Consider the following 12,773-nt stretch of genomic DNA (forward strand, 5'->3'; position numbering starts at 1 on the left):
AAAGTATACATTGGCACGTTTTATGTTTAATCTTTAAAGAAATAGAATTATGACAAAGAAATTTTTAGTAGTTGCGCTTCTCTTGATTAGCTTCTTTTATGCAAGCTCACAGCCGGCGGCAAAATTTGGTTATGTTGATACAGACTACATATTAAGTGAAATTCCCGAGTATAAGGCAGCGCAAAGCGAATTGGACAAAACATCTGTAATGTGGCAAAAAGAAATTGACACGCGATACGCAGAAGTAGATAAGCTGTACAAAGCCTACCAAGCAGACGCCATTTTATTAACGGAAGAAATGAAGAAAAAACGTGAAAACGAAATAATTAACCGTGAAAAAGAGGTTAAAGACCTTCAGAAACAGCGTTTTGGAGTAGAAGGGGAACTGTTTAAAAAACGGCAAGAATTAGTTAAACCCATACAGGATAAGGTTTATAACGCTATTAAGGCTGTTGCAGAAAAATCTGGATTGGGATTTGTAATGGATAAAAGTGGACAGGTAGCCATACTTTATGCAAACAGTAAATACGATAAAAGTGACGATGTATTAGTTTACCTTGGATATAAAAAGTAAATTTGAAACCTTAATCAATAAAAATAACAGATGAACACAACAATTAAAAAAGTGGTATTAACAATTGTAGCGGCTGGTTCTTTAACCTTTGCTCAATCGCAAAAAATAGCACATTTAAGTTTTGACTCTTTGGTGAATATGATGCCAGAAACTAAAATAGCCACCGAAGCAGCTCAAACATTTTTAAAAGGTCTTGAACAAGAAAGTATTGCAATGCAAACTGAACTTGAAAACAAGTATAAAGATTACATGGAGAAACAAGCTACAATGAGCGACCTCCTTAAAAAGAATCGTGAAGAAGAACTTCAACAATTACAAAAAAGAATTGAAGATTTCAGAAATCAAGCAGATCAAGAATACAGACGTAAAACCGCAGATTTAACTGGCCCTATAATGGATAAGGCAAAAAAGGGAATTGACGCTGTTGCTAAAGAAGGTGGCTACAAGTATGTGTTAGACACAAGCTCAGATAGAACTTCAGTGTTATATCACGAGGCTTCAGATGACATTTTATTAGCTGTTAAGAAAAAATTAGACAGTATGCCAATGGCTACAATTCCAGGCGTTGCCCCTGCGGGTTCAGGAGGTATTAAAGCTCCTCAGCAAAACGCACCAAAACAAGCTCCACAAAAAAAATAATTTAAACCCTCTCTAAAAAAGAGGGTTTTTTGTTTAATATCTAAACAAAACAGAAAATCAACTGTTCCTCTAATAAATTTGATGTATGTCATCTAACTATTCGATAAAGGATCTTGAACTTCTGTCTGGCATAAAAGCACACACACTTCGTATATGGGAGCAACGTTACAAGGTTCTTAAGCCTGAGAGAACAGAGAGCAACATTCGTTATTACACGAATACAGACCTTAGACGAATATTAAACATTTCTATTCTAAATAAAAATGGACATAAAATTTCCAATATTGTAGAATTAAATGATTACGACCTTAAACTAGAGGTTGAAAAATACCTCAACAATTACCTTAAAGAAAGCGATCAAATCGAAAGCCTTTATATTTCATTATTGGAACTAAATGAACAACGCTTCGAAAATATCATTAACAATGCGATCGATAATTTTGGTTTTGAAAACACCATCGAAAAAATTGTATTTCCGTTTTTAAAACATTTGGGTAACATGTGGCAGGTTGGCGCCATAAGTCCAGCGCAGGAGCATTTTATTTCAAACTTAATCCGCCAAAAAGTAATCGCAAATATTGATAAAGCGGTTCCTGAAAAAAGCCTTAGGCCTAAAACTTATTTGTTTTTTCTACCCAGCAACGAATTACACGAAATGGGACTGCTCTATTTACACTACCTAACGAAAGTAAGAGGATGCAACTGTGTATATCTTGGGCAAAGTGTGCCAGTAGAAGATCTGATTAGTATTTCAACAACAATTCAACCAGACTACATAGTATCTGTTTTTACAAGCCGAATGCCTGACATGAAATTAAATAGTTTTTTAAAAGCTTGCCAGGAAGGACTTGTAGAACCAACATTTCTATTAAGCGGAAGATTATTAATGGATCCCGACGAAGAAATCGATTTACCTTCAAACAGATTTATATTATTTAAGGATTTTAATGATTATAAACAACGCCTTTAACCATGTTTAATAGTAATTAAGACTGAAAATTTTTTTCAGTCTTTTTTTTTGCCGTAATTTACGAGACTATGCAAGCGCTATTTTTATACAACACTTTAACGAGAAAAAAAGAAGAATTTAAAGCCCTCAATCCGCCTTTTGTTGGCCTGTATGTTTGTGGCCCCACAGTATACAGCGATGTGCATTTAGGCAATTGCCGCACGTTCGTTTCTTTTGATCTTATTTATCGTTATTTGTTGCATTTAGGCTATAAGGTACGTTACGTTCGTAATGTCACTGATGCTGGGCATTTGGAGGGTGATAGAGACGAAGGGGATGATAAGTTTGCAAAGAAAGCAAAGTTGGAACAATTGGAACCAATGGAAATTGTACAAAAGTACACCGTTGGGTTTAGAGACGTGATGCGCGATTTCAATACGCTGCCACCAAGCATAGAGCCTACTGCTACTGGACATATTTCCGAACAAATTGAAATGATAAAAGAAATCATCAGCAATGGTCTGGCTTATGAAACAAGCGGCACTGTATATTTTGATGTAGAGAAATACAGCAAAGAATTTAATTATGGCCAACTTACCAATCGCAAACTAGAAGAGTTATTGGAAGGCACCAGAGAATTAGGTGGCCAGGACGAAAAAAAAGGCAGACTTGATTTTGCACTTTGGATAAAAGCAAAACCTGAAACCATTATGCGCTGGCCATCACCTTGGGGCTGGGGCTTTCCGGGCTGGCACATTGAGTGTTCTGCTATGAGCAGAAAATACCTGGGAGATACATTTGATATTCATGGCGGCGGTATGGATTTGCAAGCAACTCATCATACCAATGAAATCGCACAGTCGCAAGCTTGTTATCATAAAACGCCAGTTAACTATTGGTTGCACACAAACATGCTTACAGTTAATGGAACACGTATGTCGAAAAGCGCAGGCAACGGATTTCTACCTGGAGAACTTTTTACAGGCAATCATCCTTTGTTAGAAAGGGGCTACAAACCAATGGCTGTTAGGTTTTTTATGCTTCAAACACATTATAGAAGCACACTTGATTTTAGTAATGAAGCTTTGCAAGCAAGTGAAAAGGGATTTGAGCGTTTAATGGACAGTTACAAAACCTTGCAAACATTAAGTGCGTCTCCCTCTTCTAATGAAGACATTCAGACCATTGAAAACAAGTGTTACGAAGCAATGAATGATGATTTTAATACCTCTGTATTAATTGCACATTTATTTGATGCTGCAAGAATTATTAATTCTGCCAACGATAAAAAAACAAATTTAACACAAGCAGACATTGACTTATTAAAAAAACTATACAATGATTTTTTGTTTGATGTCTTAGGATTGAAACAGGAAGAAAGTAATAATCGTTTAGATGCGGCTCTTGAGAAGGTAATGGAATTGGTTCTTGATATGAGGGCAAAAGCTAAGACTGGTAAGGACTTTAAGTTAAGTGATGAAATTCGCGACAAATTAATTGATGCGGGTATACAAATAAAAGACACAAAAGAAGGTAGTACCTGGAAAGTATAAATTATGAAGACCCGCTTAATTAAGTTAACGCAAGTAAAAGTTGTAGCCGCTTTTTTTATAATTGTTCTCTGCGCTACGTTTGTTTCATGTGGCGATTCAAATAAAGAAAAGCCTGTAGTTATTGATCAACCTAAAGCGAAACTTGTGCCTGAAATCGCACACACGCTTGTAAACACTTTTCCTCACGACACTACGGCTTTTACAGAGGGGCTCTTGTTTTACAATAATAATTTATTTGAAAGCACAGCGAATAATTTGAGTACCTGCGGCGGCACCGCATCGCCAGCTTATATGCCGCATACCAAATCGGCTATTGGTATCGTAAATCTTGAAAAAGGTAAACTGGATATAAAAGTCGAAATTGATAAAGCCCTATACTTTGGTGAAGGGATGGTTATACTCAACAATAAGATTTATCAGCTTACATATATGAACCAACTGGGTTTTATATATGATGCAAAAACTTACAAAAAAATCGGCCAATTTAATTATAAAAATAAAGAAGGCTGGGGACTCACAACTGACGGCAAACACATCATCATGAGTGACGGTACTTACAATTTAACCTACCTTAATCCAGATGATTTAAGTGTTGTGAAGACTATAGCTGTTACCGAGTCAGGTTATGGATTAGATCATATCAATGAATTAGAATTTATTAAAGGATTTATTTATGCGAATGTATGGATGACTAATTACATCGTTAAAATTGATCCCGTATCAGGTGAAGTAGTTGGAAAAATTGAATTAGATGAACTTAATGTTACAGCTAAAGCAAAATACCCCCGTAGCCTTGAAATGAACGGAATCGCGTATGATTCTATTTCTGATCGTATATTAGTTACAGGCAAGCTGTGGCCTAACATATACGAGATTAAGTTTGCGCATTAACTAATTATCAGTCTTATTAAAAAGGCGCAAGACCTTTTTATATCCAGATGGAATAAACTGCTTTTTCGGAACGTTTAAGAGAATTTTAAAAGTTTGTAGCACCGATGACTCTTCATTTAGAAAAGCAAGTAAACGGTTAATAGGATTTAACTTAAACAATAAAGTAAACACATCACGTGACGGTATTTTTTTCTCGTTTAAAACGTCAAGTAAAATACTATCAAACATTAAAAAGGTTTTGCTTCTTTTATAAGAGCGCAATAGAGAAACATTATTTTCGAGTTGATTAATAATTTGCTGAGTATTTTGCTGAATAAAATAGAAAGTATATCCTGTGCTTGGTTTGCTGTTGCCACCGGCAGTGCCAATATTAATAACCCGCTCTCCGAATGTATTTATAAACTCACCTTCCGTCATAGGAATTTCTCCTTGCTCAACAGATTCGATTGTGTATTCCTTACAATCTAAATCTATTTCAATGTATCTTTTTAGTTCTGAAGCATAAAGATCATCTGAAATTTTTTCTGGAGAAAAGCCTGTATACTCTATTAACGCTTCATTCTTCGAAAAAGGGAGTGTGTAAAAAAAGCGACAATCGTTATACTGTTCCGTGTTAAAATTCATAAACGAAGGACAGGTTTCGTCAAAAACGGGTTTTTCTGTTTTAATCACCCAACCCATAAAATGCTGAACATAATTAATTTCTTTTTTACGCAAACGAAGCGTTCTAACAGCACTATTAAAGATGTAGTTGGCGTTGTATGAATAAGTGGGAGTTGTTAGTACAGCTTTATTTTCATGGGTTTCAATAGCGCGTATTTCATCGGTTATAATTTCAAAACGAGCGTCTGCTTTTAGTTTTTTTAAACAGTGGTCGTAGAAATCAACGCCTCTTATCATTAAGTAGTGATAGGGATTAAGCTGATATTCTTTTTTGAACTGATTGCTTTCAAAAGTAAACTTATCCCATTTTCTAAACACTATTGAATCAAACCAATTTTCTTTTTCTTTGGTCCAGAAACACCAAGTGCGATCGTTTTTATTTTTGAGATCTTTATCAATTAACAAGATTTTCTCGAATTTAACTTGAGAATTCAGTAACTGTAGTGCAAGGGATAAACCCGCGCAACCCATGCCGGCAATAATAAAATCGTATTCTTGGGAATCATCCATTTTTTAATATGAAGTTTGCTTCACAATAGTTTTATTTTTTTGGAAAACTCTAATTAGAGCTTTCAAATAAATGCATTCACTCTCGTGGTTTAAATATTGAAACGCTTTTAAAGATAAAAAACTTGTGTGAAATTAAACTCGTTAAATGATCACACAAAATTAAAAAGTTTAATAAGATACATGAAGCCAAAGAAAAAAACCTGCAATACTAGAATAATGTAAGCTGTTTTTTTATTACCGCTTCCAACATAATTTTGTAATAGGAATGAAGTAATGAAAGAGATAATAAACCAACCAAGATAATTATGTATTCCGGCAAATCCAGTTTTAAAATGCCAAAAGTCTAAAGAAGGCGCTAATTGTTCAATCAATAGATCAATAACAGTAATAAGGCCTGCAGAACAAAGCGCATTTAGAGCCTTGTTTGAGGTCAGCGATTTAGTAAGTATAATTCCACAGGTTACCAATAGTGCCCAGTTTAGTGATATTACCAATGGAACCCCAAGTAATTTATATCCCAAGGTGCTGCCATAATGGTAATCACCAAAAACAAATCCTGTCTTTACACCAATAACCTCTGACGCAAAACCAATAATTGCAATACATAAAAATCCTAAAACAAAATTTAATTTACTTAGTGGTTGATATATAAGAAAAACAATGCAAGTTAACGAGAGTGTATAGGGTGTAAATGGAATAAAAAAAGAAGGTTGTATAAGTAAGCCTATGGCTCCTGATACATAAACCAGAATTAGAAAGTAAAGCAAATATTTTCGCAAATTGTTAAGCATAAATTTTTAGAGTATCAATTAAACAACTTGCATTGAAGCGCTCAAACAAATAAGATAAAATAGTTAATGACACGCAATATTTAGCATATGAGTACGCGCTTCTTTCAAACAGCTGCTCCTTACGACCATGTGCTAAAAAACGAGTAGAAATCAACATATTGGCCATGTAGTAGGCTGTAATATTTGTGGTTACTTTAATTTGACTTTAAACAAAAATAGTCGATTTTTGTTTAACTTGTTAATCATGACTAAAAAGAAGGTTGCTGTTATAGGAGCGGGATTTAGTGGGCTTTCCGCAGCGTGTTATTTGGCTAAATTTGGTTTTGATGTAACTGTTTACGAAAAACACGAAGAAGTTGGTGGTCGCTCGAGAAGTTATCAGGAGGATGGTTTTGTTTTTGATATGGGCCCGAGCTGGTACTGGATGCCTGATATATTTGAAAAATTCTTTAACGATTTTGGTAAAGAAGTTTCAGATTATTATGATTTAGTAAGATTATCTCCTAGTTATAAAGTTTTTTTTAAGGATGATCAATTAGAAGTTCCGGCTTCGTTGGAAGGGATTTATGATCTTTTTGAAAGATACGAGCCAGGTAGCAGTAAAAATTTAAAAGATTTTTTGACTGAAGCGAAATACAAGTATAATGTTGGGATGCATGATCTTGTTTACAAGCCTGGTATAAAAATTTCTGAACTGATTGATTTTAAGCTTATTTCTGGCGTTTTTAAACTAGATGTTTTTAAAAGCATGAGCGCGCATGTGCGCAAATTATTCAAGAATGAAAAACTAATTCAACTGCTTGAATTTCCGGTTCTTTTTTTGGGAGCACTTCCAGAAAACACGCCTGCCTTGTATAGCTTAATGAACTATGCTGATTTTGCCCTAGGGACATGGTATCCCATGGGAGGCATGCAAAAAATTAGTCACGGCATGTTAAATCTTGCTAAAGAACTCGGCGTTAAATTTGAAACGGGCGTTGATATTCAAAAAATTACTGTTGAACAATCTTTGGCTAAATCTATTTTTGCGGAAAAAGAACATAACAGTTTTGATGCGCTAATTTCTTCAGCTGATTATCAGTTTACGGAACAAAAGCTTTTGGAACCTCAAAACAGAAGGTATAGCAAGCATTATTGGGAAAGCCGAAAAATGGCACCCAGTTGTTTGATATATTATATTGGCGTAAAAGGACGTGTTGATAATTTGTTGCACCATAATTTATTTTTTGATGAAGATTTTGGAAAACATGCTAAGGAAATATATTCCCACCCTAAATGGCCTGATAAGCCACTGTTTTATGTATGTTGTCCGAGTAAAACGGATACCACCGTTGCACCGGTAGGACATGAAAATTTGTTTATTTTAATTCCTGTTGCACCAGGACTAGAAGACACACAAGAAATACGAGATAATTATTTAAAAGCGGTGTTAATCAGGCTGAAAGAAAAAACAGGTTTTGATGTGGAAAATAATACTGTACATTTGAAAAGTTACGCGCCAAGTAACTTCATAAGTGATTATAATGCTTATAAGGGTAATGCGTATGGTTTAGCGAACACACTTTTACAAACAGCTCACTTAAAACCCGGAATAAGAAGTAAAAAAGTAAAAAACTTGTTTTATGCAGGTCAATTAACGGTTCCGGGACCTGGCGTTCCGCCTTCGTTAATTTCTGGTAAATTAGCAGCAGAACAAGTTTTAAATTATTTGTAAATTATTATTTTTAAAAAAATATAAACACGTCTTGCTTATTATGAAGGCAATTTTTGATCAGGTTTCTAAAAAAACGAGCAAATTGGTTACTCGCCAATACAGCACTTCTTTTAGTTTAGGCATTCGTTTTTTAAAAAGCGAGTTACATGACCCTATCTATGGAATTTACGGATTTGTTCGTTTTGCAGATGAAATTGTAGACAGCTTTCACGATTACGATAAAGAAAAGTTATTGCAAGAGTTTAAAAATGACACGTATCACAGTATAGAACGGGGTATTAGTCTTAATCCAATATTAAACACTTTTCAGCGAGTGGTGCGCACTTATAATATTGAAAACGAATTAATAGATGCGTTCCTAAAAAGTATGGCGATGGATTTGCAAAAAAAGGCTTATTCAGAAGAAGACTACAAGGATTATATTTTAGGTAGCGCAGAAGCGGTAGGTTTGATGTGTTTGCGAGTTTTCACAAATGGAGACTTCGCGCAGTATGAAAAACTAAAGCCTTATGCAATGTATTTAGGGTCAGCTTTTCAGAAAATTAATTTTTTACGTGACCTTAAGGCCGACTACGTTGGGATGGGAAGAATATACTTTCCAAATGTAAAAATGAACGAACTCAACGAAAACATGAAGAAAGAAATAGAAAAAGATATAGAGTTTGAGTTTGATCAAGGATTAAAGGGAATAAAAATGTTACCTAAAAAGGCTAGACTGGGAGTTTACGTAGCCTATATATATTATTATTCACTTTTTAATAAAATCAAGAATTTAAAGGCATGCAATATTCTTGAAGAACGTGTTCGCATTCCAAATAGACAAAAAATATTACTATTAGCGGGTAGTTACGTTCGAAACCGGTTAAATTTATTATAATAGATTTTTTTCAAGTTCTATTTGAGCGCCGGTAATTTTAACTTTATCTTCCAGATATTCCACACAAATTTTTAATTGATAGATTTTTTATCGTTTATATTGTGCTTTAATGATTCAAAGTGGAAAAACAAACTTTTATTAACCATAAAATTTAATTTTCTTTATAAAAAAATTGACATGAAAAATTATTTTCTCACAACATGCATTTTTTTTAGTGCATATTCGCTACTAGGCCAGTCAAACATGGAAAAGGGGTACCTTGTTACATTAAAAGGCGACACCCTAAGAGGCGAAGTAAAAATAAATCCTAAAAAAGAAATTGATAATTACAATAAAGTAACGTTTAAAGACGAAACGGGTTTGCAAAAAATATATAAACCTAATAAAACACTGGCTTACGGATTTAATAATGAGAAATTCGTCTCGATGGACTCTCAGGATGATGAAAAAAAATTCTATAAAATAATTTGCACCGGCGTTATAAGTTTTTATAAACTTGGTTTTGAAACAATTCGTATGAATGCGGTTACTTTTGAAGAGGAATATTATGTTTCTAAAGAAGGCGATAAGGAGCTTACGGTAATAAAAGAATCAAAATTTAAAAAGCAACTAAATGAATTGATGAGTGATAATTTAGAGTTTGTCGAAGCTTACGGCGATGAAAAAAAATTCGACTTCGAAAAAGCACTTGAAATAATTACTAATTACAATTCCTGGAAAGCAACACAATAAATATGATCACAAAAGAAACCGAAAAAAAATTATTTCTACTAGATGCATTCGCACTAATTTATAGAGCCTACTTTGCGTTCAGTAATAACCCACGTGTTAATTCCAAAGGCTTTAACACCTCTGCCATTTTTGGCTTCACCAACACATTATTAGAAATTCTAACAAAAGAAAAACCAAGTCATATTGCTGTGGTATTTGATATGGAAGGCCCTACGCAGCGGCACGTTGAGTTTGAAGCATATAAGGCAAATCGCGAAGAAATGCCAGAAGATCTTCGTAAATCAATTCCTCTGATCATAGAAATGATTAAAGGATTTAACATAGAGGTTCTTGGCCTGGAAGGCTTTGAAGCAGATGATGTAATTGGAACACTTGCTATTAAAGCTGAGAAAGCAGGTTTCACCACCTATATGATGACACCCGACAAAGATTACGGTCAGTTGGTGGACACCAACACATTTATATACAAACCGGCGAGCTTCGGAAATGGCGCCTCTATTTTAGGCCCGGAAGAAGTTTGTAAAAAATGGGACATTCGAAATGTTTCAGAATTAATTGATATTCTGGGTTTAATGGGCGATAAGGTGGATAACATCCCCGGCATTCCAGGAGTGGGAGAGAAGACCGCCATTCAACTTGTAAAAGATTACGGAAGCATTGAAAATTTATTAGAGAATACCGATAAACTGAAAGGAAAATTAAAAGAGAAGGTTGAGAATAACAGAGACATGGCCATTCAATCAAAACGTTTGGCTACCATTATTTTAGATTGCCCAATTAATTTGGATGAAGAAAAATTAACCTTAAAGGAACCGAATAAAGAAGTATTGTTAGAGGTATTCAAAGAGCTAGAATTCAGAGCCATTGCTAAAAAAGTATTAGGTGAAGATATTGGCGGCAAAGAAAAATTACCAATTGAAAAACCTAAGGCAAATAATGCACAAGCAGATCTATTTAGTTCTCCTGATGAACAAACGAGTTCGGATTCAAATCCAGAGCCAGAACCGACGAATTTCAAAACAATACATGATGTAGATCATAAATACGAGCTGGTTGATACAGATGAAAAAATAAAAGAATTAATTTCTCTTTTGAATCAACAATCAGAATTTTGTTTTGACAGTGAGACAACTTCTCTCAATACCTTGGAAGCAGAAATTGTTGGCTTATCCTTTTCAATAAAACATTTCACCGGATATTATGTTCCTTTTTCCGCAAATAGAGACGAAGCAGAAACAAGATTAAATTTATTTAAAGCTCTTTTCGAGGACAACAGTAAAACACTTATTGGACAAAACATTAAATACGATTTTCAAATTCTGAAAAATTATGGTATCGAAATAAAAAACAAAATGTTCGATACCATGGTCGCACATTTTTTAATTATGCCTGAAATGCGCCATAATATGGACATTCTGGCACAAACGTATTTGAACTATTCTCCAGTAAGCATTGAAACATTGATTGGTAAAAAGGGAAAAGAGCAAACAAGCATGCGTGATGTGGAGATTAATAAAATAAAAGAATACGCTTCCGAAGACGCAGATATTACGCTTCAATTAAAAACAACCTTTGCTCCAAAGTTAGCCGAGAATGAAGTAGAAAAGCTTTTTAATGAAGTAGAAGTACCTCTTATTAGAGTACTAGCAAACATTGAGCGTGAGGGGATTAATTTGGATGTTCCAGCGTTGAAAGATTTTTCTTCCCAATTACAAAATGACATTGTTATTGTAGAAAAAGAAATTCAGGATTTCGCTGGAACAAAATTTAACGTATCGTCTCCAAAACAAGTGGGTGAAATATTGTTTGACTATTTGAAGATAGTTGACAAACCAAAAAAAACAAAGACGGGTCAGTACGCAACAGGCGAGGATGTTTTAAGTAAACTTGAAAACGCACATCCAATCGTTTCAAAAATTTTGGATTACCGTGAACTGGTAAAATTGAAAAACACTTACGTGGATACATTACCTTTATTGGTAAGTCCAAAAACCGGACGCATTCACACTTCCTTTAATCAAGTAGTAGCGGTTACCGGTCGCTTGAGCAGTGATAATCCTAATTTGCAGAACATTCCAATCCGTACCGAACGAGGACGTAATATCAGAAAAGCTTTTATTCCTCGCGATAAAGATCATGTTTTATTAAGTGCCGATTATTCTCAGATTGAATTAAGAATAGTTGCAAGTATCAGCGGCGATCCAAATATGTGTGAGGCTTTTCAATTAGGGAAAGATATTCATACTGCAACAGCGGCTAAAGTATTTGGTGTTGCAGAAGCAGACGTTACAAAAGAAATGCGTTATAAAAGTAAGAGCGTAAATTTCGGAATTATTTATGGACAAGGAGCTTTTGGTCTATCTGAGAATTTAAATATTTCAAGAACAGAGGCCAAGGAGCTTATAGATAATTATTTTAAAGAATATGGCGCCATAAAAAGTTATATGGATGAAACCATCAACTTTGCTAGGGAGCATGGCTACGTTCAAACTTTACTTGGTCGTAAACGTTGGTTGCGCGATATCACTTCAAATAATGCAACAGTGAGGAGTTATGCAGAGCGCAATGCTATTAATGCTCCAATTCAAGGTTCAGCTGCCGATATGATCAAAGTCGCTATGATTAATATTTACAACGAATTAGAAAAACAGAATTTTAAAACAAAAATGCTTCTACAAGTGCATGATGAACTTGTGTTCGATGTTCATAAACCAGAACTTGAGAAAGTAAAACCAATCATTGAGAAATTGATGAGCGAAGCTTTGCCTTTAAAAGTTCCTGTTGAAGTAGGTTTGGGGACGGGTGAGAATTGGTTAGCGGCGCATTAGTACTTTCGTTTTTCTAGAATCCATTTCATATATTTATATTAAATATGAATAC

The 12,773-nt window shown here is 34.5% G+C and carries 11 protein-coding genes; 9 read left to right on the plus strand and 2 right to left on the minus strand.

What is annotated here, in order from left to right:
- Positions 1-49: 49 nt before the first annotated feature.
- The 5 genes from P2086_RS04230 to P2086_RS04250 all read left to right on the plus strand — a co-directional run bounded on the left by P2086_RS04230 (position 50) and on the right by P2086_RS04250 (position 4,606).
- On the plus strand, positions 50-574 hold the full coding sequence (locus P2086_RS04230; RefSeq protein ID WP_317899189.1) for an OmpH/Skp family outer membrane protein: 525 nt from the start codon (positions 50-52) through the stop codon (positions 572-574).
- Positions 575-604: 30 nt separating this feature from the next.
- On the plus strand, positions 605-1,213 hold the full coding sequence (locus tag P2086_RS04235; protein ID WP_317899190.1) for an OmpH/Skp family outer membrane protein: 609 nt from the start codon (positions 605-607) through the stop codon (positions 1,211-1,213).
- An 85-nt stretch (positions 1,214-1,298) separates the two neighbouring features.
- Entirely contained in the window at positions 1,299-2,183 is an 885-nt protein-coding gene (locus tag P2086_RS04240; protein ID WP_317899191.1) for a MerR family transcriptional regulator, read from the plus strand.
- 68 nt (positions 2,184-2,251) lie between these two features.
- The gene (gene cysS, locus P2086_RS04245) at positions 2,252-3,715 is read left to right on the plus strand and encodes a cysteine--tRNA ligase (RefSeq protein WP_317899192.1); all 1,464 of its coding nucleotides are present in this window, start codon (positions 2,252-2,254) and stop codon (positions 3,713-3,715) included.
- A 3-nt stretch (positions 3,716-3,718) separates the two neighbouring features.
- Complete coding sequence (locus tag P2086_RS04250; RefSeq protein ID WP_317899193.1) at positions 3,719-4,606, plus strand: glutaminyl-peptide cyclotransferase; 888 nt, start codon at positions 3,719-3,721, stop codon at positions 4,604-4,606.
- On the opposite strand, the gene P2086_RS04255 is transcribed toward P2086_RS04250, so the two are convergent.
- Both P2086_RS04255 and P2086_RS04260 read right to left on the minus strand, forming a co-directional pair.
- Positions 4,607-5,779 (minus strand): lycopene cyclase family protein, encoded by a 1,173-nt coding sequence (locus P2086_RS04255; RefSeq protein WP_317899194.1) that lies wholly within the window; start codon positions 5,777-5,779, stop codon positions 4,607-4,609.
- Between the two features lie 149 nt (positions 5,780-5,928).
- Positions 5,929-6,570 (minus strand): carotenoid biosynthesis protein, encoded by a 642-nt coding sequence (locus P2086_RS04260; RefSeq protein ID WP_317899195.1) that lies wholly within the window; start codon positions 6,568-6,570, stop codon positions 5,929-5,931.
- 244 nt (positions 6,571-6,814) lie between these two features.
- On the opposite strand from P2086_RS04260, the gene crtID reads away from it, so the two are divergent.
- The 4 genes from crtID to polA all read left to right on the plus strand — a co-directional run bounded on the left by crtID (position 6,815) and on the right by polA (position 12,721).
- On the plus strand, positions 6,815-8,284 hold the full coding sequence (gene crtID, locus P2086_RS04265) for a bifunctional phytoene desaturase/3,4-desaturase (protein WP_317899196.1): 1,470 nt from the start codon (positions 6,815-6,817) through the stop codon (positions 8,282-8,284).
- 40 nt (positions 8,285-8,324) lie between these two features.
- Entirely contained in the window at positions 8,325-9,161 is an 837-nt protein-coding gene (locus P2086_RS04270) for a phytoene/squalene synthase family protein (RefSeq protein ID WP_317899197.1), read from the plus strand.
- A gap of 243 nt (positions 9,162-9,404) precedes the next feature.
- On the plus strand, positions 9,405-9,893 hold the full coding sequence (locus tag P2086_RS04275; RefSeq protein ID WP_317899198.1) for a hypothetical protein: 489 nt from the start codon (positions 9,405-9,407) through the stop codon (positions 9,891-9,893).
- A 2-nt stretch (positions 9,894-9,895) separates the two neighbouring features.
- Positions 9,896-12,721, plus strand: coding sequence for a DNA polymerase I (polA, locus tag P2086_RS04280; protein ID WP_317899199.1), 2,826 nt, complete (start codon positions 9,896-9,898; stop codon positions 12,719-12,721).
- Positions 12,722-12,773 lie beyond the last annotated feature (52 nt).

Origin of the sequence: Aurantibacillus circumpalustris, assembly GCF_029625215.1 — a bacterium.
Taxonomy (GTDB): Bacteria; Bacteroidota; Bacteroidia; order B-17B0; family Aurantibacillaceae; genus Aurantibacillus; species Aurantibacillus circumpalustris.